Below are 20,656 nucleotides of genomic sequence, written 5' to 3' on the forward strand. Positions count from 1 at the left end.
CGGCATTAAAGGCATTGGAATGCGGATGTGGCAAGAGAGAGTGCGAATGGTGCGGGAAGATATGGGAGTTAATGGATGTAGTAGACGAATATATACCGACACCGGAGAGAGACATAGACAAGCCATTTTTGATGCCAGTAGAGGACGTATTTACGATAACAGGTAGAGGGACTGTTGCGACAGGGAGAGTAGAGAGAGGTAAGATAAAGGTAGGAGACGAAGTAGAGATAATAGGATTAACGACAGAATCGAGGAAGACAGTAGTAACAGGGGTAGAGATGTTCAGGAAGACGATGGATGAAGCGCAAGCAGGTGACAACATAGGGGTATTATTAAGAGGAGTACAGAGGGACGAAGTAGAGAGAGGGCAAGTATTAGCGAAGCCAGGGACGATAAAGCCGCACACGAAATTTGAGGCGCAAGTTTACGTATTGACGAAAGAAGAGGGAGGAAGGCACACACCATTTTTCAATGGATACAGGCCACAATTTTACTTTAGGACGACAGACGTGACAGGGGTAATAAACTTACCGGATGGAGTAGAGATGGTGATGCCAGGGGACCATGTAACGATAAAAGTAGAGTTAATAACACCGATAGCGATGGAAGAAGGTTTGAAGTTTGCTATAAGAGAAGGCGGCCGTACAGTAGGTGCTGGCGTCGTGTCAGCTATCATAGAATAGCATCATATTTTTGTGCTAATAGCAGCGGCTATTAGCACAAAAATATTGATATGTCAAGTCTTGCAATGAGTTAGAACTTGAGATAAAATATTAAAGCTGGTTTGTAGGTAAGATTTTTTTTTGACAATAAAACGCCTGGATATGTGGATATAGAAAAGTGTTGAGGATTGATAGAAGGAGGGAAAGTAAAATGCCCAAGCAAAAAATTCGCATACGTTTGAAGGCTTTTGACCATGCTATTTTAGATCAATCGGCTCAAAAGATAGTGGAGACTGCAAAGAGGACGGGTGCTGAGGTTTCCGGGCCTATTCCATTGCCAACAGAAAAAGATATTATAACCATTTTGAGAGCTCCTCACAAATATAAAGATTCAAGAGAGCAATTTGAGATAAGAACTCATAAGAGATTAATTGATATTTTGAACCCAACACCTAAGACAGTAGATGCTCTTATGAGATTAGATTTACCATCTGGTGTAGATATTGAAATAAAACTGTAAAAGGCAGCAAGTGAAAAAGCAAGAAAATAAAAAAGAAATTAAGACGCAAAAGCGTCCGCTGATTTCAGGAGGTGGATAGAATAATGAAGAAAGGTATTTTAGGTAGAAAGCATGGGATGACACAAATATTTGATGAAAAGGGTGAAGTCATTCCAGTAACAGTGATTGAAGCTGGTCCTTGTGTTGTTGTTCAGAAAAAAACCGTTGAGGCTGATGGATACAATGCTATTCAAGTGGGTTTTGGAGATGTTAAAGAGAAAAGACTTACAAAACCTTTAATAGGGCATTTTAAAAAAGCAGGAGTGCCTTTTAAAAGGTATTTAAGGGAGTTTAGGCTAGATGACATAAGTGGATATGAAGTAGGGAGCGAAATAAAGGTAGATATTTTTAAACCAGGAGATAAAGTAGATGTAACAGGTATTTCAAAAGGTAAAGGCTTTGCAGGTGTTGTAAAAAGATATGGGGCTAATAGAGGACCTATGTCTCACGGTTCCAAATATCATAGAAGAGTGGGTTCGATGGGTGCTACCACAGACCCAGGAAGAACTTTTAAAGGAAAAATTATGCCTGGGCATATGGGACATGAAAGAGTGACTATACAAAACCTCGAAGTTGTAAAAGTTGACCCTGAATTAAACTTATTGTTAGTAAAAGGATCAGTGCCAGGACCTAAAGGTTCCTTGCTCATTATAAAAGATTCTGTAAAGAGCAAGTGATGAAAGGAGGAAGAAAGATGCCTAAGGTAGCGGTTTACAACGTAAAAGGGGAACAGGTAGGAGAAATAGAGCTAAAGGATTCAGTTTTTGGCGTACCGGTAAATGTTCCTGTTATGCATGAAGCTGTGTTAAATTATTTGGCAAATCAAAGGCAAGGTACCCATTCGACAAAAACCCGCGGTGAAGTTCGTGGCGGTGGAAGAAAGCCTTGGAGACAAAAGGGAACAGGAAGAGCACGTCAAGGAAGCATAAGAGCTCCTCAATGGATTAAAGGAGGCATTGTCTTTGGGCCAAAACCAAGAGATTACAGCTATAAATTGCCTAAAAAAGTAAAAAGATTAGCTTTAAAATCTGCTCTTTCATCTAAAGTTAGAGATAACGAGATAATTGTATTAGATGAATTCAAATTAGATCAGCCAAAGACTAAAAAAGTTGTTGAGCTTCTCAAGAATTTTAATGTTGATAGTGCATTAATAGTGGTACCTGAAGGTGAAAAGAACGTAGAACTTTCAGCAAGAAATATACCAGGGGTAAAAACTTTATATGCTAATTATTTGAATACCTATGACATTTTAAAATACGACAAGTTTATCATAACAAAGGATGCCGTGGGCATAGTCGAGGAGGTGTACGCCTAATGGAGGCACGCGACATTATAATACGCCCAGTAATAACTGAAAAAAGCATGAACCTCATGAGTGAGAGAAAATATACTTTTATTGTGGATAAAAGAGCAAATAAAATTCAAATAAAGAAAGCTGTAGAAGATATATTTGGTGTCAAAGTTGATAAAGTGTATACAATGAATTATAAGGGAAAGCCAAAGAGAATGGGAAAATATGAAGGAAGGACAGAAGCTTACAAAAAAGCAATAGTTAAACTTACTCCAGACAGCAAAGGTATTGAATTCTTCGAAGGATTGCAGGCATAATTTTAGATTAAGGAGGGAAAGAAATGGGAATAAAATCTTTTAAGCCGACATCTCCCGGCAGGCGTCAAATGACAGTATTGACTTTTGAAGAAGTTACTAAGGATAAACCAGAGAAATCCTTAGTTGTTACTTTAACTAAAACTGGTGGAAGAAATGTATATGGAAGAATTACTGTCAGACATCGCGGTGGCGGACATAAGAGAAAATATAGGATTATAGATTTTAAAAGAGATAAGGACGGAATACCCGGAAAAGTAGCTGCTATTGAGTACGATCCAAATAGAACAGCTTATATTGCACTTATACATTATTTAGATGGAGAAAAAAGATATATCATTGCTCCTTATGGACTAAAAGTAGGGGATATAATAGAATCTGGGGAAAATGTAGACATTAAAGTAGGAAATGCTTTACCTTTGAGAAATATTCCAGTAGGTACAATAATCCATAACATTGAGCTTATACCAGGGAAAGGTGGACAATTAGTGAGAGCGGCAGGTGCCGCAGCGCAGCTTATGGCTAAAGAAGGGGATTATGTTCAAGTTAGAATGCCTTCAGGAGAAATTAGATTGATAAAGGCTGACTGTCGTGCAACCATTGGACAAGTATCAAATTTAGACCATGAAAATGTAAAGATAGGTAAAGCAGGAAGGTCAAGATGGCTTGGAATAAGACCGACTGTTAGAGGTTCAGCTATGAATCCGGTTGACCATCCACATGGTGGTGGTGAGGGTAAAGCGCCTATCGGACATCCGGGTCCACTTACACCATGGGGCAAACCTGCATTGGGTTATAAGACACGTAAGAAAGGTAAAGCTTCGGATAAATTCATAATAAGAAGACGCAAATAGTTAGTGAAAGGAGGTCAATGCCTTGAGCAGATCTGTAAAAAAAGGTCCCTATGTTGATCCAAAACTTCTTAAAAAGATTGTTGAAATGAATAAAAAGAATGAGAAAAAAGTAATTAAAACATGGTCAAGAAGTTCAACTATTGTGCCAGAAATGGTTGGACATACAATAGCTGTTCATGACGGCAGAAAGCATGTACCTGTATATATAACTGAAGCGATGGTAGGGCACAAGTTAGGAGAATTTGCTCCTACTCGAACTTTCCACGGACATGCTGATACTGAAAAAACTTCCAAAGTTAAATAGGCAAAGGAGGAGATAACGTGGAGGCAAGGGCAATAGCGAGATATGTAAGAATTTCGCCTCGAAAGGTAAGATTAGTTCTTAACCTGATTCGTGGCAAGCATGTAGATGAAGCCTTAACTATTTTAAGGTTTACTCCCAAAAGAGCCTCAGGTATAGTTGCCAAGGTACTTAAATCAGCCATTGCTAATGCTGAAAATAACCATGGAATGAATAGAGATAATCTTTATGTAGCAAAGGCTGTGGCAGATGAAGGCCCTACAATGAAGAGAGTTTTCCCAAGAGCGATGGGAAGAGCAGATGTTATTAGAAAGAGAACCAGTCATATAACGATAGTCGTGAAGGAAAAAGAATAAAGGAGGGATATGCGTGGGCCAAAAGGTACATCCATATGGACTTAGAGTTGGAGTTACACAAGATTGGCTAGCTAAGTGGTATGCTGATGACAAAAATTTTTCAAAACTCTTAATAGAAGACATTAAAATAAGAAACTATATAAAAGAAAAGCTGTATACAGCTGGGATTCCTAAAATAGTTATTGAGAGAGCTTCCAATAGAATAAAAATAGATATTCATGCTGCAAAACCGGGAATGGTAATTGGCAAAGGTGGAGCAGGCATTGACAAGTTAAGAGAAGAATTAGAAAAAATGACCAATAAGACAGTTATCCTTAATATTGTGGAAGTCAAAACTCCTGAACTTAGTGCGCAATTAGTAGCTGAGAATATTGCAGCTCAAATTGAAAAAAGGATATCCTATAGAAGGGCTATGAAACAAGCCATAGCAAGAGCGATGAAATTGGGTGCTAAGGGTATCAAGATTGCTTGTTCAGGCAGACTTGCTGGTGCGGAAATTGCTCGTACTGAAAGGTATCATGAAGGGATTGTGCCACTTCAAACTTTAAGAGCGGATATTGACTATGGCTTTGCAGAGGCAAACACCACTTATGGGAAAATAGGAGTAAAAGTTTGGATAAATAAAGGAGAGATACTGCCACAGCCTAAAAAGCAGGTAACTGCGGAAGGAGGTAAGTAAAACATGTTAATGCCAAAAAGAGTAAAATACAGAAAACAACAGCGAGGCAGAATAAAAGGAAATGCTACTCGTGGTAATACTCTGACTTATGGAGAATATGGGTTGCAAGCGCTGGAACCTGGTTGGATTACAGCCACCCAAATTGAGGCAGCTAGGGTTGCAATGACGAGGTTTATAAAAAGAGGCGGGAAAGTGTGGATAAAAATTTTCCCTGATAAGCCTGTTACTAAAAAACCTGCCGAAACTCGTATGGGTTCAGGGAAAGGGTCACCAGAATTTTGGGTAGCAGTTGTAAAGCCAGGTAGAGTTCTTTTTGAAATAGCTGGGGTATCAGAAGAAGTTGCAAAAGAGGCTTTAAGGCTTGCAATGCATAAACTGCCTATAAAGACAAAGTTTTTAAAACGTGAAGAATTGGGTGGTGAAGATAATGAAAGCTAGGGAAATAAGAGAGCTTACCAATGAGGAATTGCTTCAAAAGCTTTCTGACTTAAAAGCAGAACTTTTTAATTTGAGGTTTCAACTTGCTACCGGTCAATTAGATAATCCTATGAGGATAAGAGATGTTAGAAAAACAATTGCTAGAATAAAGACAATTTTAAGAGAGCGGGAATTAGGTGTTAGACAAAATAAAGCATAAGGAAGGAGGGTATTCACTTGGAAAGAGGCCACAGGAAGGTTAGAATTGGGACAGTCGTAAGCAATAAAATGCAAAAAACTATTGTAGTTGCTGTAGAAGACAGAGTAAGACATCCTCTTTATGGAAAGACAATAAAAAGAACCAAAAAGTTCAAAGTTCACGATGAAAATAATGTATGCAATGTTGGAGATATAGTAAAGATAATGGAAACAAGACCACTTAGCAAAGAAAAAAGATGGAGATTAGTTGAAATAGTTAAAAGAGCTGAATAATTTGAAAGGAGGTAAACTCAAATGATTCAACCTCAAACTCGATTGAAAGTAGCAGATAATACAGGTGCAAAAGAAATTATGTGTATTCGCTTAGAGGGCGGTTCAAATAGAAAGTTTTCAAATGTAGGAGATGTAATAGTTGCTTCTGTAAAAAGTGCAACACCCGGTGGTGTTGTAAAAAAAGGGGAAGTTGTTAAGGCGGTAATTGTAAGGACTAAGAAGGGGATTGCTCGAAAAGATGGCACTTATATAAGATTTGACGACAATGCTGCGGTTATTATACGAGATGATAAACAGCCAAGAGGTACGCGTATTTTTGGACCAGTCGCAAGAGAATTAAGAGAAAAAGATTTTATGAAAATTATATCTTTGGCTCCTGAAGTGCTTTAAGGAGGGTTGAAAATGGCACAAAATAAATTACACGTAAAAAAGGGAGACATGGTTGTAGTAATTTCAGGTAAAGACAAAGGGAAAAAGGGTAAAGTATTACAAGCTTTTCCTAAAGAAGGCAAAGTAATTGTAGAAGGTGTCAATATTGTTACAAAACACAGGAAATCGACAAGTCCGCAAAAACCAGGTGGAATAATTCACCAAGAGGCGCCAATTTACAGTTCTAAGGTTATGCTCTATTGTGAAAATTGTGGAAGAGGAGTTCGTTATGGGGTTAAAATCCTCGAAAATGGCGAAAAAGTACGTTACTGCAAGAGGTGCAATGAAACGCTATAATTATAAAAGGAAGGAGGCTTATTATGTCCAGGCTTAGAGAAAAATACGAAAAAGAGGTTGTGCCAGCGCTCATGGAACGTTTTGGCTATAAAAATATAATGCAGGTTCCTAAAGTTGAAAAAGTTGTTATAAATATAGGTGTGGGTGAGGCAAAAGAAAATCCTAAGGCGCTGGAAGCAGCAGTCAATGATTTGACAATGATTGCGGGGCAAAAACCAGTTATCACAAGAGCTAAAAGGTCAATCGCAAATTTCAAAATTCGTCAAGGAATGCCAATTGGAGTAAAAGTTACTTTGCGCGGAGAAAGAATGTATGAATTTATGGATAAACTTTTCAATATAGCTTTGCCTCGTGTGAGAGATTTCAAAGGAGTTTCTCCTAATTCTTTCGATGGAAGAGGAAATTATGCCTTAGGAATTAAAGAGCAGTTAATTTTTCCTGAAATTGACTATGATAAGATAGATAAGATAAGAGGGATGGATATAATTATTGTTACAACTGCTAAAACTGATGAAGAAGCGAAGGGATTGTTAGAACTTTTAGGCATGCCATTTGCAAAGTAAAGGAGGGTAAAATTATATGGCAAGGAAGGCTTTGATAGTAAAGCAGCAAAAGCCTCAAAAATACAAGACGAGAGAATACAATAGGTGCAAAATTTGTGGCAGACCTCATGCGTACTTGAGGAAATTTGGAATGTGCCGCATATGCTTTAGAAAGTATGCCCATCAAGGGATGATACCAGGTGTTAAAAAAGCAAGTTGGTAAAAGAGGGGAGGTAGTACAATGGTAATGACAGATCCTATAGCAGATATGTTAACACGAATAAGAAATGCAAATATAGCAAGACATGAAACAGTAGAAATACCTGCTTCAAACATGAAAAGGGCTATTGCAATGATTATGCTAAAAGAAGGGTTTATAAAATCAGTAGAAGAAATAGATGATGGAAAAGGTGGCATTCTCAAACTAACATTAAAGTATGGCCCTAACAAAGAAAGAGTTATATCTGGTTTGAAAAGAATAAGCAAACCAGGTTTGAGAGTATATGCGAGACACGACGAATTACCACGGGTATTAGGAGGGTTAGGAATAGCAATTATATCAACTTCAAAAGGTATTATGACAGATAAGGAAGCAAGAAAAGCAGGGGTTGGAGGAGAAGTTATTTGCTACATTTGGTGATTTCAATAAGGAGGTGTGGTCAGTGTCTAGAATAGGAAAATTGCCTATAGATATACCAAAAGGGGTAGAGGTCAAAGTAACTCCTGACAATGTAGTTACTGTAAAAGGAAGCAAAGGTAATCTAGAAAAAAAGTTTCCGTCGATTGTAAACATAGAAGTAAAAGATAATCAAGTGATTGTAACGCGAAAAGGTGATGACAAGGAAGAAAAAGCAATGCACGGAACTACAAGAGCAATAATAGCAAATATGGTAAAAGGCGTAACTGAAGGATTTGAAAAAGTTTTGGAAATTGTAGGAATTGGATATCGTGCTGCGAAACAAGGGAAGAAGTTAGTTTTGAATGTGGGGTATTCTCATCCGGTAGAAATAGAAGAAGAACCTGGAATTGAAATTATTGTGGAAGGAAATAACAAGATAATTGTAAGAGGTGCAGACAAGGAAAAAGTTGGCCAGGTTGCTGCAAACATCAGAAGAGTTCGTGAACCTGATGCTTATCAGGGCAAGGGCATAAGATATGCAGGAGAAGTTGTAAGATTAAAAGAAGGCAAAACTGGTAAGAAGTAAGGGGTGAGATGATGATTACAAAGCCAAATAGGAACGAATTAAGAAAAAGACGTCATTTAAGAGTAAGAAAAAAAGTTTTTGGAACACCAGAAAGACCACGTCTTAATGTTTTTAGAAGTTTGAAACACATTTATGCGCAAATTATAGACGATACTAAAGGGTATACTCTTGTTCATGCTTCTACGCTAGATCCTGAGCTTAGAAGTATTGCAAAAGGAGCAAATAAGCAGTCTGCTAAATTGGTAGGAGAGCTGATTGCAAAGAGAGCATTAGAAAAAGGCATAAAAGATGTTGTATTCGACAGGGGTGGCTATATTTATCATGGTGTAGTAAAGGAATTGGCAGATGCTGCACGACAAGCAGGATTAAATTTTTAAACAAGGAGGGAAATGAATGGCTCGAGTTGATTGGACAAAGCTAGATTTAAAAGAAAGAGTTGTTAGCATAAATCGTGTTGCAAAAGTTGTGAAGGGTGGTAAGAATTTTAGATTTAGTGTCACAGTAGTAGTTGGAGACGCTGATAAAGGATATGTAGGAGTAGGAAGAGGTAAAGCTGCAGAAATCCCTGATGCAATTAGAAAAGCTATAGAGGATGCGAAAAAACACTTAATTAAAGTTCCGATTGTAGGAACTACTATTCCTCATGAAGTCATAGGGGAATTTGGCGCAGGAAAAGTCCTCTTGAAACCTGCTAGAGAAGGTACTGGTGTTATTGCAGGGGGACCTGTTCGCGCAGTGTTAGAGTCTGCAGGTGTGAAAGATGTTTTGACGAAGTCGCTTGGTTCTTCCAATGCAACTAACATGGTTTATGCGACAATAGAAGGATTAAAAAGGCTGAGAACAGCTGAAGATGTGGCAAGACTCCGTGGAATTCCTGTAAGCCAATTGTTTGAATAAACATAAAAGCAATATAGGAGGTGCAAAGATGAGACTGCACGATTTAAAACCAGCTGAAGGAGCAAGACGTGAAAGAAAAAGGGTAGGAAGAGGAATAGGTTCCGGACATGGTAAAACTTCAGGCAGAGGACAAAAAGGACAAAAAGCAAGAAGTGGCGGTGGAGTGCGTCCGGGCTTTGAAGGAGGCCAAATGCCACTTACAAGAAGACTCCCCAAAAGAGGCTTTACTAACATATTCAAAAAAGAATATGCAATTGTAAATGTTGGAACTTTAGAAGAAAGATTTGAGGATGGAGCGGTAATTACTCCTGAAGTTTTAATAGAAAGTGGTATAATCAAAGATGTAAAAGATGGGGTTAAGATATTAGGTGACGGAGATTTAAGCAAAAAATTCACTGTTAAGGCTCACAAATTCAGTCAAAGTGCTATTGAAAAAATACAAGCCGTTGGGGGAAAGGCAGAGGTGATTTAAAGTGTTTCAAACCCTTGTCAATGCTTGGAAGGTCGATGATATAAGGAAAAGAATACTTTATACTTTAGGAATGCTAGTGATATTTAGACTAGGGTCCCATATTCCTGTGCCAGGAATTAATCCTGCTCAAATTGCTAATATACTAGGGCAGGGTCAACTGTTTGGTTTTTTTGACATAATTTCCGGAGGTTCTTTCCGCAATTTTACAATTTTCGCTATGAGTATTGTACCTTACATCAATGCTTCAATTATAATGCAACTTTTGACAATAGCAATTCCCTCTCTTGAGCAAATGGCAAAGGAAGGAGAAGAGGGAAGAAAGAAAATTGCTCAGTATACTAGATATTTAACAGTTGTACTTGCCTTAATACAAGCTATAGGAATGACAATTGGGCTAAAAAGTGCAGTTATTAACCCTACATTTTTTAATTTGACGGTCATTGTTATAACTTTGACGGCAGGTACTGCTTTTCTGATGTGGTTAGGTGAAAGAATTACGGAAAATGGAATAGGCAACGGAAGTTCATTAATAATTTTTGCGGGGATAATTTCTAGAATTCCTAACATGATATATCTGACAAGTGAATATATTCACGCAGGTACTGCTAATATTTTTGGTGCTATTGCTTTTGTAGCTGCGGAGCTCATAATGATAGTGTTAATAATCTTAGCTACAGAAGGCCAGAGAAGAATTCCTGTGCAATATGCAAAAAGGGTTGTTGGCAGAAAAGTTTATGGTGGACAAAGTACCCACATTCCTATAAGAATAAACATGGCAGGGGTTATTCCTATTATATTTGCTCTTTCGCTATTACAATTTCCTCAACAATTAGCAACCTTTTTCCCACGGTCGTCATTTTACAACTTTGTGCAAAGATGGCTTAGCACAAGTGGGGTAATATATAATTTTTTAGATATACTATTGATAATAGGGTTTACTTATTTCTATACAGCAGTAATATTTAACCCGGTAGATGTTTCAGATAACTTGAAAAAATATGGAGGCTTTATCCCTGGAATAAGGCCAGGTAAACCAACTACAGACTATCTCACAAGGGTATTGAATAGAGTTACTTTTGTAGGGGCGCTATTCTTAGCATTTATTGCTACAATGCCAGTAATTTTAATGAATATAACAGGATTGCAGCTTTACTTTGGAGGTACAGCACTTTTAATTGCAGTTGGTGTAGCGCTTGATACTATGAAACAAATTGAAGGACACCTTATTATGAGGAATTATCAAGGATTTTTGAAATAAAAGGGGGAGGATTTATGAGAGTAATACTTTTAGGACCCCCAGGTGCAGGCAAAGGGACGCAAGCTGTGAAAATTGCTAAGGAGTTTGACATTCCTCACATATCTACTGGAGATATTTTTAGACAAAATTTAAGAGACAATACTGACTTAGGGAAACTTGCAAAAGAATACATGGACAAAGGATTATTGGTCCCCGATGAGGTTACGAATAAAATAGTAGAAGATAGATTAGAAAAAGATGATTGCCAAACAGGGTTTTTATTAGATGGTTACCCCAGAAATGTTGCACAGGCTGAGGAATTAGACAGGTTTTTACATGACAAAGGCATTCATTTAGATTGTGTATTAAACATTGAAGTTGACAGAGAAGTTTTAATTGAAAGAATAACAGGTAGAAGAGTATGTCCTAATTGCGGTGCGACTTATCACATAAAGACTTCGCCTCCTGCGGTCGACAATGTATGTGATCAATGTGGTGCACAACTTATACAACGTTCCGACGATAAACTAGAATCAGTTGTAAAAAGATTAGAGGTTTATGAAAGTCAAACTAGGCCTTTGATTGAGTATTATACAAAGAAAAACACTTTAGTGAATATTGATGGAAATAAATCGGTAGAAGAAGTATTTGAAGATATAAAAAAGGCTTTGGGAGACAGAGGCAAATGATATATATCAAGTCTAAGAATGAAATTAATTTGATGAAAACAGCTGGCAAGGTAATAGCAAATCTCTTTGAAGTTTTAGAAAGGGCAATTAAGCCAGGAGTTACGACGCTAGAACTTGATAGAATTGCAGAAGAGTTTATAATAAAAAATGATTGTAAACCTGCTTTTAAAGGTTTATACGGTTTTCCTGCTAGTATTTGCACTTCAATAAATGAAGAAGTAGTTCATGGAATACCAAGTTTAAGAAAACTTAAAGAAGGCGATATTATAAGTATAGACCTTGGAGCTACCTATAAAGGGTATAATGCAGATGCAGCAAGAACTTTCTCTGTTGGAGAGATATCAGAGGAAGCACAAAAATTGATTGAGGTTACAAAAAATAGCTTTTTTGAGGGTATAAAATATGCAAAAGAAGGGAATAGGTTATCGGATATTTCTCATGCAATACAAACTTATGTAGAAAGACATGGCTTTTCAGTAGTAAGAGAATATGTGGGACATGGAATAGGTATAAAGATGCACGAAGACCCACAGATTCCTAATTTCGGTCCCCCTGGCAGAGGACCTAGATTGAAAAGAGGAATGTGTCTTGCTATAGAACCCATGGTAAATGCGGGACATTATACCGTAAGAACATTAGAAGATAATTGGACAGTAGTAACTGTTGATGGCAGTTTATCTGCCCATTACGAAAATACTATTGTTATTACGGAGGGGGACCCAGAAATACTGACCATTTTATAAGAGGTGAATTTATTAATGGAAGACTTGCAAATTGGTCAGGTAGTGCGGAGCAAAGCAGGTCGCGACAAAGGCAGAGTTTTTGTAGTTGTAGGAAAGTTTGATGACCAACACGTTCTTGTAGCCGATGGGGACCTTCGGAAGATAGAAAAACCTAAGAAAAAAAAGTTTAAACATCTTCAGAGGTATAATGACGTGATTTGGCAAATTAAAGAGAAAATTCTAAATGGCGATAAATTAACTAATGAAGAAATCAAAAAATTTTTAGAACCTTATAAATCCTAAGTCAATAAGGAGGAATGGATATCCTTGGCAAAAGATGATGTTATTGAAGTTGAGGGCACAGTGATAGAGGCTTTACCAAATGCCATGTTTCAAGTACAATTAGATAATGGGCATAAAGTATTAGCCCATGTATCTGGAAAATTGAGAATGAATTTTATACGAATACTTCCAGGAGACAGGGTAACCGTAGAATTGTCTCCTTATGACTTAAGTCGTGGAAGAATAGTATGGCGTGGAAAGTGATAAGGAGGTATTGAAGATGAAGGTGAGACCATCTGTAAAGCCTATTTGCGAAAAATGCAAAGTTATAAAGAGAAAAGGTAGAGTTATGGTAATTTGTGAAAATCCAAAGCATAAACAAAAACAAGGCTAGGAGGTGTGAAAATGGCGAGAATTGCAGGCATTGATTTGCCAAGAGATAAACGAGTTGAAATCGCTTTGACATATATCTATGGAATTGGCCGTTCTCGTTCAAATGAGATACTTGCTAAAGCAGGTGTAAATCCAGATACAAGAGTCAAGGATTTAACTGAAGAAGAAGTTTCAAGACTCAGAGAGATAATTGATAAAGAGTACAAAGTTGAGGGCGACTTAAGAAAAGAAGTTGCCATGAATATTAAAAGGTTAATGGATATAGGATGTTACAGAGGAATAAGACATAAAAGAGGTTTACCCGTAAGAGGTCAAAGAACGAGGACTAATGCTAGAACGAGAAAAGGCCCAAGGAAAACTGTTGCTAAGAAGAAGAAGTAATGATAAGGAGGGAAAATAATGGCTAAAAGAGTAAAAAGAACTGGCAGAAAACGCGAGAAAAAACACGTAGAAAGAGGAATTGCCCATATTCATTCTACGTTTAATAATACTATTGTCACTATAACAGACCCAGCTGGAAATACAATTTCTTGGGCAAGTGCTGGTACGATAGGTTTTAAAGGCTCAAGAAAATCAACTCCTTTTGCAGCACAAATGGCGGCAGAATCAGCTGCAAAATCTGCAATGGATCATGGCATGAAAACTGTAGATGTATATGTTAAAGGACCTGGTGCAGGTAGAGAAGCAGCAATAAGAGCTTTACAGGCTGCTGGCCTTGAGGTAAGTCTTATAAAAGATGTGACTCCAATTCCCCACAATGGCTGCAGACCACCCAAGAGGAGAAGAGTATAAGGAGGTGCGATTATGGGAAGATATACTGGACCAACTTGCAGGTTATGTAGAAGAGAAGGTATGAAACTATATTTAAAAGGAGATAAATGTTATACAGACAAATGTCCTGTTGCAAGAAGGGGATATGCACCAGGACAACATGGACAAGAAAAGAAAAAACTTACTAACTACGGCATGCAACTGCGAGAAAAACAAAAACTCAAAAGGTACTATGGCGTTTCAGAGAGACAGTTTGAAAGGTTCTATGAAGAAGCAGAAAGAATGAAAGGAATTACAGGTGAAAACTTATTGCAGCTTTTAGAAAGACGTCTTGACAATGTAGTGTATAGGCTGGGCTTTGCAGCATCTCGGCCACAAGCTAGACAATTGGTAAGTCATGGACATCTAGAAGTAAATGGTAAAAAAGTTGATATACCATCTTTCTTAGTAAAACCAGGAGATGTAATATCTGTGAGGGAAAAAAGCCGTTCAATGGAATTAATAAAGAATAATTTAGAAGTATCAAGGAACGTACCTGACTGGTTAGAACTCAATAAAGATGCTTTTGAAGGTAGAGTAGTTTCATTGCCGAGAAGAGAGCATATAGATCTACCTATCCAAGAGCACTTGATTGTTGAGTTATATTCTAAGTAATATGGTTATAATCGGTTACCCTCATAAAACAGTTAAAAGGAGGGTTCACAGTGTTTGAAATGATTGAACCAAAAATAGAGATTGTTGAGCAGTCGGAAGATGGGACGTATGGAAAGTTTGTAGTAGAGCCTTTAGAAAGAGGATATGGCATAACGCTTGGAAATTCTTTAAGAAGAGTGCTTTTGTCCTCTCTTCCTGGTGCTGCTCCTAAATCTGTGAAGATAGATGGGGTATTACATGAATTTTCAACCCTACCAGGAGTTAAAGAGGATGTAGTAGAAATTATACTTAACCTTAAAGAAGTTGCGGTTAAATTGTATTCAGATGAACCAATGGTAGGACGCATAGATGTAGAAGGAAGAGGAGAAGTTACTGCGGGTCATATAAAAGGCAGTGCCGACATAGAGATTTTAAACCCTGATCATCATATAGCTACTTTAAGTGAAGATGGTAAACTCCATATGGAAATTGTATTTGTTAAAGGAAAGGGTTATGTTCCTTCAGATAAAAACAAAGAGTCTAACCAATCAATAGGCGTTATTCCAATTGATTCTATTTTTACACCAGTAAAAAGGGTAAGCTACAATGTTGAGAATACTCGTGTAGGGAATGTTACGGACTATGATAAACTTACTTTGGAAGTATGGACAAATGGAGCTATAACGCCTAAAGAAGCTATTAGTATGGCTTCTGACATGTTGATTAAGTACTTTCAAAAATTTATATCTTTTACTGGCGAATACAAAAGCTCAGATATTTTTGTGGACAAACCTGAGAAAAAAGTCGAAAAACCTCTTGATATGACAATTGAAGAATTAGACTTATCTGTAAGGTCCTATAATTGCTTAAAGAGAGCTGGAATAAATACAGTGCAGGAGCTCACTCAAAAGACAGAAGAAGAAATGATGAAAGTCAGAAATTTGGGTAAAAAATCTCTAGAAGAGGTTAAACAAAAACTCGAAGCATTAGGACTTAGCTTAAAAAAAGCAGACGAATAAAGGAGGGTTGAAGGTGGGTTACAGAAAATTAGGCCGTCCTTCTGACCAGAGGAAGGCTATGCTTAGAAATTTAGTAACAGACTTTTTGAAATATGGTAAAATAACTACAACAGAGGCACGAGCAAAAGAGGTTCGCAGCATTTCTGAAAAAATGATTACCCTCGGTAAAAGAGGCGATTTACATGCAAGGAGGCAGGCTTTAGCCTATATCTTAGATGAAAGTGTAGTAAAGAAATTATTTGACGAAATAGCACCAAAATACAAAGACAGACAAGGTGGTTACACAAGAATTTTAAAACTTGGGCCTCGTAGAGGAGATGGCGCACCATTAGTAATTATTGAATTAGTGTAAGCAATCGAAGGGGTTAAGTTTGGTGCCGCAACTTAATCCCTATTTTTCATAAAGGAGTTTAACTTAAAAGAAGGTGTCCTTAATGGAACACATAATAACTACACAAAGTTTATCTTTTGAATATCATGCCGAAGAACAAACTCGACACCTAGTTTTAAAGGATATAAATTTACAGTTTGAAAAAGGGCAGTTTATAGGGATAATTGGTCATAATGGGTCAGGTAAATCAACACTTGCTAAACACTTTAATGCACTTTTATTGCCGACAAAAGGGAAGGTTTTTGTAAAAGGAATGGACACCAAAGATACAAATCGTTTATGGGATATAAGACAGACTGCTGGGCTTGTTTTTCAAAATCCAGATAATCAAATAGTAGCAGCTATAATTGAAGAAGATGTAGCATTTGGTCCTGAAAATTTAGGGATTCCACCTGATGAAATAAGAGAAAGAGTTGAATATGCTCTTAAAGCGGTAGGCATGTGGGAATACAAGGATTATCCTCCTCACATGCTTTCAGGTGGCCAAAAGCAAAGAGTTGCCATTGCTGGAATAATTGCAATGAAGCCAGAGTGCATAATTTTAGACGAACCAACGGCAATGCTTGACCCAATAGGAAGAAGAGAAGTCATTTCTACCATAAAAAAGCTCAACAAAGAAGAGAGAATTACTGTAATACTCATAACACATTTTATGGAGGAAGTAGTAGATGCAGATAGAGTTATTGTAATGGATGATGGAAAAATAGTGTTAGATGGTACTCCTAAAGAAGTATTTAAAGAAATTGAGCTTTTAAAAAAGATTGGCCTTAGTGTGCCCCAAGTTACAGAGTTGGCATACCAATTGAAGAGAGAAGGCTTTGACGTCCCTTTAGATATTTTAACAGTAGAAGAAATGGTGGAATTTTTATGCCGATAAAAGTAGAAAATTTAAGCTTTGTGTATAATGAAGGGACGCCATACGCTACTGTTGCTTTAAATGACGTTACTTTTGAAATCCAGGATGAAGAGTTCGTGGGAATCATTGGGCACACAGGGTCGGGCAAATCTACGTTAATACAGCATTTAAATGGGCTTTTAAGACCCACTTCAGGGAAAATATATATAAATGGAGTAGATATAACAGACAAAAAAGTCAGTTTGAAAGAGGTACGAAAAGAAGTAGGATTAGTTTTTCAATACCCTGAATATCAACTTTTTGAAGAAACTATTTTTAAAGATATAGCCTTTGGTCCTATTAATTTGGGACTTAGCGAAGAAGAAATTGAAAAAAGAGTATATGAAGCAATGGATATTGTTGGAATCAGTAGAGAATTAGCAGACAAATCACCTTTTGAAGTATCAGGTGGCCAAAAACGTAGAATTGCGATAGCAGGAATACTGGCGATGAAGCCTAAAATTTTGATACTAGATGAACCTACTGCAGGCCTTGATCCAAAGGGGAAGGAAGAGATTTTAAACAAAATTAAAGAAATTCATGATAAATATAAGATGATAACAATTTTGGTATCCCATAGCATGGAAGATATAGCTAGATTTGCAGATAAAATAATAGTGATGAACAAAGGAAGAATAGAAATTATTGGGACTCCAAGGGACGTATTTAGAAAAGTTGAAAAATTAGAAAAGATGGGATTAGGGGTACCACAAATAACTTATCTCGCAAGAGAATTACAAAAAAAAGGCGTAGCAATTCCAGAAGATATATTAACAATTGAAGAAGCAAAGGAATATATAATTCGTTATCTCAGGGGGACTAAAAATGTTTAGAAATATAACTATTGGTCAATATATCCCTGGTGATTCGGCAGTTCATAAGTTGGATCCGAGAATCAAAATAATTATCACTTTTATATTTATAGTGGCCATATTCTTTATAAATAAACTTTCAGGTTACCTTTTAGCGGTTCTTTACCTTTATTTGATAATAGCAATTTCTAAAATCCCTTTTAGCTATATTTTAAAAGGATTAAGACCAGTTATTATAATTCTTTTACTGACGGTGAGCTTAAATATGTTTTTTACCCCTGGGGGAACGATATTATATACTTTAGGACCCTTGAAAATTACTACTAATGGGTTGCGGTTAGCTGTATTTATGGGGTTAAGACTCATATTTTTGATTATCGGTACTTCACTACTTACTTTAACTACTTCTCCTATCTCGTTGACAGATGGAATAGAGCATATTTTAAAACCCTTTAGTCGTATAGGTGTACCTGCTCATGAATTAGCAATGATGATGACAATTGCTTTAAGATTTATACCTACATTAATAGAAGAAGCAGAAAAAATTATGAAAGCTCAAATGGCAAGAGGAGCCGATTTTGAAAGTGGTAATATAGTAAAAAGGGCAAAAGGACTAGTGCCTCTTTTAGTACCTCTATTTATTAGTGCTTTTAGAAGAGCTGACGAATTAGCAGTTGCCATGGAATCTCGGTGCTATAGAGGCGGGCAAAATAGAACGCGAATGAAACAGCTTAAAATCCAACCGAGAGATTATCAAGCTTTAGCTGTGACCTTGATAATGGTATTGCTAATTGTATGGAATAGAGGTTGGACGTGGTAAAAATGAGGAACATAATGATTGTAGTAGAATATGACGGGACCAATTATCACGGTTGGCAATACCAAAAGAATGCAGTAACAGTTCAGGAAGTATTGCAAAAAGCAATAAAGAAGGTAACAGGAGAAAAAGTTAATTTAATAGGTGCGAGTAGAACTGATACAGGTGTCCATGCTCTATATCAAGTAGCTAACTTTAAAACTAATACTAAAATACCTGCAGAAAAGTTGCCCTATGCTCTAAACAGTGTATTACCCGATGATATAGTAGTTGTCCAAGCAAAGGATGTGGAAGACTCTTTTCACGCTCGATATAGTGCAAAAAGGAAAAGATACAAATACATTATTCTCAATAGGAAATTTCAAATGCCTACAATGAGAAATTATTGTTGGCATATAGATTATCCTTTAAATATAGAAAAAATGAAGAAAGCTGCTTCTTACCTAATTGGGACTCACGATTTTTCTGCTTTTAAAGCTTCAGGCAGCAGTAAAACAAGTACCATAAGGACAGTGTATGATTTAACTATTGAAAAAAATGAAGATTTTATCAACATTGAAATAGAAGCTAATGGTTTTTTGTATAACATGGTGCGAATAATTGTAGGAACACTAGTTTATGTAGGTCTTGGCAAAATAAAAGAAGACCAAGTTTATGATATTTTAAAATCAAAAGACAGAACAAAAGCGGGCATAACTGCCCCGCCACAAGGATTGTATTTAATAAAAATTATCTATTGACAGTTGCAGTTCTGTGAATTAAAATAATATTATGTGAAATTGTGCCCTATGCTGGAAATTTACCACGGATAAGGAGGTTATATAGAAGATGAAATCATATATGGCTAAACCTGAAGATGTCGAAAGAAAATGGTTTGTTATAGATGCTGAAGGTAAAGTCTTAGGAAGACTGGCAAGCCAAATTGCTAAAATACTAATGGGTAAACACAAACCAACTTATACACCTCATGTAGATACAGGAGATTTTGTGATAGTTTTGAATGCTGAAAAAATTATATTGACAGGCAATAAATTAGAAGATAAATATTACAAATATTATACAGGGTATCCAGGAGGATTAAAAGAAGTTCAGTATAAAAAATTAATGCAGACAAAACCTGAGTTTGTAATATACCACGCTGTAAAAGGCATGTTGCCTAAAAACAGACTTGGTCGCAGAATGATTAAAAGATTGAAAGTATATAGGGGTTCTGAGCATAAGCATCAAGCTCAAAAGCCTGAAAAATTAGACATAGAGTGAAAGGAGGATATCCTATGGCAACAGTACAATATTACGGGACAGGAAGAAGAAAAGAAGCTGTAGCAAGAGTAAGGCTTATGCCTGGAAAGGGAAATATAATAATTAATAATAAACCTCTGGATGAGTATTTTACATTAGATACTTTAAAGTATACTGTTAAGCAACCTTTAATTTTAACAGAGACAATAGACAAGTTCGATGTATACGCAAAGGTATCCGGAGGAGGATTTACAGGTCAAGCGGGAGCAGTGAGACTTGGTATTGCTCGTGCATTAGTAAAAGCTGATAGTGAATTAAGACCTATTTTGAAGAAAGCTGGATTCTTGACAAGAGACCCAAGAATGAAAGAGAGAAGAAAATACGGTCTCAAAAAAGCAAGAAAAGCTCCACAATTTTCAAAGAGATAAAAGAGCCTTTGGCTCTTTTTTATTATGTAAAAACAGCACGAACAATCGTAACATAGAGAATTACTTAGTATTCTAAAGATATTAAAAGAAAAGAGCTGATATTTCAATAAAAAACGATAAAATAACATTATATACTACTTGAGTCTATTAAAGAATCATGGTATATTATATTTCGTCGCTACTAAAGCGACAAAATCAAGACAAAAGGACTTGACAGAAAGTTGAAGATTTGATAAGATAAAAGAGCTGCGGGTAAGCAGCGGAGGGACCTTGAAAAATGGACAGTGAGGCGAAAAAAGGTGTAGAGAAGAGCAAGGAAATGAACTTAAGAGTTTGATCCTGGCTCAGGACGAACGCTGGCGGCGTGCCTAACACATGCAAGTCGAGCGATTCGGCACTTAGCGCAAGTTAAGTGTCGGATAGCGGCGGACGGGTGAGTAACGCGTGGGCAACCTACCCTTAAGACCGGGATAACACCTCGAAAGGGGTGCTAATACTGGATAAGGTCATAAGGTGGCATCACCATATGAAGAAAGGGGGAACCCGCTTAAGGATGGGCCC

The 20,656-nt window shown here is 37.0% G+C and carries 38 protein-coding genes and 1 rRNA gene; all 39 read left to right on the top strand.

Going from position 1 to position 20,656, the window contains the following annotated elements:
* Positions 1-683, top strand: a 683-nt coding sequence (locus BUB32_RS11820; protein ID WP_268807571.1) for an EF-Tu C-terminal domain-related protein, incomplete at its 5' end; no start/stop codon positions are given.
* Between the two features lie 190 nt (positions 684-873).
* Complete coding sequence (gene rpsJ / locus BUB32_RS11825; RefSeq protein ID WP_003868559.1) at positions 874-1,182, top strand: 30S ribosomal protein S10; 309 nt, start codon at positions 874-876, stop codon at positions 1,180-1,182.
* Between the two features lie 83 nt (positions 1,183-1,265).
* Positions 1,266-1,898 carry a 50S ribosomal protein L3 gene (gene rplC / locus BUB32_RS11830; RefSeq protein ID WP_072969557.1) on the top strand — a complete coding sequence of 211 codons (633 nt, stop codon included), beginning with the start codon at positions 1,266-1,268 and terminating at the stop codon, positions 1,896-1,898.
* Between the two features lie 17 nt (positions 1,899-1,915).
* Positions 1,916-2,536: a 50S ribosomal protein L4 gene (rplD, locus tag BUB32_RS11835; protein WP_003868561.1), complete on the top strand. Its 621-nt coding sequence runs from the start codon at positions 1,916-1,918 to the stop codon at positions 2,534-2,536.
* Complete coding sequence (rplW, locus tag BUB32_RS11840; RefSeq protein WP_003868562.1) at positions 2,536-2,829, top strand: 50S ribosomal protein L23; 294 nt, start codon at positions 2,536-2,538, stop codon at positions 2,827-2,829. The genes rplD and rplW overlap by 1 nt, the downstream gene beginning before the upstream one ends.
* Positions 2,830-2,852: 23 nt before the next feature.
* Complete coding sequence (gene rplB / locus BUB32_RS11845; protein WP_072969558.1) at positions 2,853-3,680, top strand: 50S ribosomal protein L2; 828 nt, start codon at positions 2,853-2,855, stop codon at positions 3,678-3,680.
* A 22-nt stretch (positions 3,681-3,702) separates the two neighbouring features.
* The gene (gene rpsS / locus BUB32_RS11850) at positions 3,703-3,984 is read left to right on the top strand and encodes a 30S ribosomal protein S19 (RefSeq protein WP_003868564.1); all 282 of its coding nucleotides are present in this window, start codon (positions 3,703-3,705) and stop codon (positions 3,982-3,984) included.
* Between the two features lie 17 nt (positions 3,985-4,001).
* Positions 4,002-4,337, top strand: coding sequence for a 50S ribosomal protein L22 (gene rplV, locus BUB32_RS11855; RefSeq protein ID WP_072969559.1), 336 nt, complete (start codon positions 4,002-4,004; stop codon positions 4,335-4,337).
* Between the two features lie 13 nt (positions 4,338-4,350).
* A complete protein-coding gene (gene rpsC / locus BUB32_RS11860) occupies positions 4,351-5,016 on the top strand; it encodes a 30S ribosomal protein S3 (RefSeq protein WP_072969560.1) in 666 nt (221 codons plus the stop codon).
* A 3-nt stretch (positions 5,017-5,019) separates the two neighbouring features.
* Positions 5,020-5,454, top strand: coding sequence for a 50S ribosomal protein L16 (rplP, locus tag BUB32_RS11865; RefSeq protein ID WP_003868567.1), 435 nt, complete (start codon positions 5,020-5,022; stop codon positions 5,452-5,454).
* Complete coding sequence (rpmC, locus tag BUB32_RS11870; protein WP_042833878.1) at positions 5,444-5,653, top strand: 50S ribosomal protein L29; 210 nt, start codon at positions 5,444-5,446, stop codon at positions 5,651-5,653. The genes rplP and rpmC overlap by 11 nt, the downstream gene beginning before the upstream one ends.
* A gap of 17 nt (positions 5,654-5,670) precedes the next feature.
* Complete coding sequence (gene rpsQ / locus BUB32_RS11875) at positions 5,671-5,925, top strand: 30S ribosomal protein S17 (protein WP_003870258.1); 255 nt, start codon at positions 5,671-5,673, stop codon at positions 5,923-5,925.
* A gap of 21 nt (positions 5,926-5,946) precedes the next feature.
* On the top strand, positions 5,947-6,315 hold the full coding sequence (rplN, locus tag BUB32_RS11880; protein ID WP_003868570.1) for a 50S ribosomal protein L14: 369 nt from the start codon (positions 5,947-5,949) through the stop codon (positions 6,313-6,315).
* Between the two features lie 12 nt (positions 6,316-6,327).
* Positions 6,328-6,651: a 50S ribosomal protein L24 gene (gene rplX, locus BUB32_RS11885; protein ID WP_029687942.1), complete on the top strand. Its 324-nt coding sequence runs from the start codon at positions 6,328-6,330 to the stop codon at positions 6,649-6,651.
* Positions 6,652-6,674: 23 nt separating this feature from the next.
* Positions 6,675-7,214 (top strand): 50S ribosomal protein L5, encoded by a 540-nt coding sequence (gene rplE / locus BUB32_RS11890; protein WP_029687943.1) that lies wholly within the window; start codon positions 6,675-6,677, stop codon positions 7,212-7,214.
* Positions 7,215-7,230: 16 nt separating this feature from the next.
* The gene (locus tag BUB32_RS11895) at positions 7,231-7,416 is read left to right on the top strand and encodes a type Z 30S ribosomal protein S14 (protein WP_003868573.1); all 186 of its coding nucleotides are present in this window, start codon (positions 7,231-7,233) and stop codon (positions 7,414-7,416) included.
* An 18-nt stretch (positions 7,417-7,434) separates the two neighbouring features.
* Positions 7,435-7,833, top strand: a complete 399-nt coding sequence (gene rpsH / locus BUB32_RS11900) for a 30S ribosomal protein S8 (protein ID WP_003868574.1) — start codon at positions 7,435-7,437, stop codon at positions 7,831-7,833.
* Between the two features lie 22 nt (positions 7,834-7,855).
* Complete coding sequence (gene rplF, locus BUB32_RS11905) at positions 7,856-8,398, top strand: 50S ribosomal protein L6 (RefSeq protein WP_072969561.1); 543 nt, start codon at positions 7,856-7,858, stop codon at positions 8,396-8,398.
* An 11-nt stretch (positions 8,399-8,409) separates the two neighbouring features.
* On the top strand, positions 8,410-8,775 hold the full coding sequence (gene rplR, locus BUB32_RS11910) for a 50S ribosomal protein L18 (protein ID WP_029687946.1): 366 nt from the start codon (positions 8,410-8,412) through the stop codon (positions 8,773-8,775).
* 16 nt (positions 8,776-8,791) lie between these two features.
* Positions 8,792-9,295, top strand: coding sequence for a 30S ribosomal protein S5 (rpsE, locus tag BUB32_RS11915; protein WP_042833875.1), 504 nt, complete (start codon positions 8,792-8,794; stop codon positions 9,293-9,295).
* A 28-nt stretch (positions 9,296-9,323) separates the two neighbouring features.
* Positions 9,324-9,767, top strand: coding sequence for a 50S ribosomal protein L15 (rplO, locus tag BUB32_RS11920; protein ID WP_003870253.1), 444 nt, complete (start codon positions 9,324-9,326; stop codon positions 9,765-9,767).
* A gap of 1 nt (position 9,768) precedes the next feature.
* Positions 9,769-11,025, top strand: coding sequence for a preprotein translocase subunit SecY (gene secY, locus BUB32_RS11925; RefSeq protein ID WP_072969562.1), 1,257 nt, complete (start codon positions 9,769-9,771; stop codon positions 11,023-11,025).
* A 14-nt stretch (positions 11,026-11,039) separates the two neighbouring features.
* On the top strand, positions 11,040-11,693 hold the full coding sequence (locus BUB32_RS11930) for an adenylate kinase (protein WP_072969563.1): 654 nt from the start codon (positions 11,040-11,042) through the stop codon (positions 11,691-11,693).
* Positions 11,690-12,436 (top strand): type I methionyl aminopeptidase, encoded by a 747-nt coding sequence (gene map / locus BUB32_RS11935; protein ID WP_072969564.1) that lies wholly within the window; start codon positions 11,690-11,692, stop codon positions 12,434-12,436. The genes BUB32_RS11930 and map overlap by 4 nt, the downstream gene beginning before the upstream one ends.
* A gap of 15 nt (positions 12,437-12,451) precedes the next feature.
* The gene (locus tag BUB32_RS11940) at positions 12,452-12,718 is read left to right on the top strand and encodes a KOW domain-containing RNA-binding protein (RefSeq protein WP_072969565.1); all 267 of its coding nucleotides are present in this window, start codon (positions 12,452-12,454) and stop codon (positions 12,716-12,718) included.
* A gap of 24 nt (positions 12,719-12,742) precedes the next feature.
* Entirely contained in the window at positions 12,743-12,961 is a 219-nt protein-coding gene (infA, locus tag BUB32_RS11945) for a translation initiation factor IF-1 (protein ID WP_003870248.1), read from the top strand.
* A 16-nt stretch (positions 12,962-12,977) separates the two neighbouring features.
* Positions 12,978-13,091, top strand: a complete 114-nt coding sequence (gene rpmJ / locus BUB32_RS11950) for a 50S ribosomal protein L36 (RefSeq protein ID WP_003373491.1) — start codon at positions 12,978-12,980, stop codon at positions 13,089-13,091.
* 11 nt (positions 13,092-13,102) lie between these two features.
* On the top strand, positions 13,103-13,471 hold the full coding sequence (gene rpsM, locus BUB32_RS11955; protein ID WP_042833869.1) for a 30S ribosomal protein S13: 369 nt from the start codon (positions 13,103-13,105) through the stop codon (positions 13,469-13,471).
* Positions 13,472-13,489: 18 nt separating this feature from the next.
* Entirely contained in the window at positions 13,490-13,882 is a 393-nt protein-coding gene (gene rpsK, locus BUB32_RS11960; protein ID WP_042833868.1) for a 30S ribosomal protein S11, read from the top strand.
* A 12-nt stretch (positions 13,883-13,894) separates the two neighbouring features.
* Positions 13,895-14,515, top strand: a complete 621-nt coding sequence (gene rpsD / locus BUB32_RS11965; RefSeq protein WP_042833867.1) for a 30S ribosomal protein S4 — start codon at positions 13,895-13,897, stop codon at positions 14,513-14,515.
* Positions 14,516-14,565: 50 nt separating this feature from the next.
* Positions 14,566-15,513, top strand: coding sequence for a DNA-directed RNA polymerase subunit alpha (locus BUB32_RS11970; protein ID WP_072969566.1), 948 nt, complete (start codon positions 14,566-14,568; stop codon positions 15,511-15,513).
* 13 nt (positions 15,514-15,526) lie between these two features.
* On the top strand, positions 15,527-15,865 hold the full coding sequence (gene rplQ, locus BUB32_RS11975; RefSeq protein WP_042833865.1) for a 50S ribosomal protein L17: 339 nt from the start codon (positions 15,527-15,529) through the stop codon (positions 15,863-15,865).
* An 82-nt stretch (positions 15,866-15,947) separates the two neighbouring features.
* Positions 15,948-16,781: an energy-coupling factor transporter ATPase gene (locus BUB32_RS11980; protein WP_072969567.1), complete on the top strand. Its 834-nt coding sequence runs from the start codon at positions 15,948-15,950 to the stop codon at positions 16,779-16,781.
* Positions 16,772-17,632 (top strand): energy-coupling factor transporter ATPase, encoded by an 861-nt coding sequence (locus BUB32_RS11985; protein ID WP_072969568.1) that lies wholly within the window; start codon positions 16,772-16,774, stop codon positions 17,630-17,632. Before BUB32_RS11980 ends, BUB32_RS11985 begins: the two co-directional genes overlap by 10 nt.
* Positions 17,625-18,431 (top strand): energy-coupling factor transporter transmembrane component T family protein, encoded by an 807-nt coding sequence (locus BUB32_RS11990; protein ID WP_072969569.1) that lies wholly within the window; start codon positions 17,625-17,627, stop codon positions 18,429-18,431. Before BUB32_RS11985 ends, BUB32_RS11990 begins: the two co-directional genes overlap by 8 nt.
* Before the next feature lie 2 nt (positions 18,432-18,433).
* On the top strand, positions 18,434-19,168 hold the full coding sequence (gene truA, locus BUB32_RS11995) for a tRNA pseudouridine(38-40) synthase TruA (protein WP_072969571.1): 735 nt from the start codon (positions 18,434-18,436) through the stop codon (positions 19,166-19,168).
* 88 nt (positions 19,169-19,256) lie between these two features.
* Positions 19,257-19,688, top strand: coding sequence for a 50S ribosomal protein L13 (gene rplM / locus BUB32_RS12000; protein WP_042833860.1), 432 nt, complete (start codon positions 19,257-19,259; stop codon positions 19,686-19,688).
* A 14-nt stretch (positions 19,689-19,702) separates the two neighbouring features.
* The gene (rpsI, locus tag BUB32_RS12005) at positions 19,703-20,095 is read left to right on the top strand and encodes a 30S ribosomal protein S9 (protein ID WP_003870239.1); all 393 of its coding nucleotides are present in this window, start codon (positions 19,703-19,705) and stop codon (positions 20,093-20,095) included.
* A gap of 321 nt (positions 20,096-20,416) precedes the next feature.
* Positions 20,417-20,656: ribosomal RNA gene (locus BUB32_RS12010) — 16S ribosomal RNA — on the top strand; the annotation flags it as partial.

Origin of the sequence: Thermoanaerobacter uzonensis DSM 18761, assembly GCF_900129115.1 — a bacterium.
GTDB classification, from domain to species: Bacteria; Bacillota; Thermoanaerobacteria; order Thermoanaerobacterales; family Thermoanaerobacteraceae; genus Thermoanaerobacter; species Thermoanaerobacter uzonensis.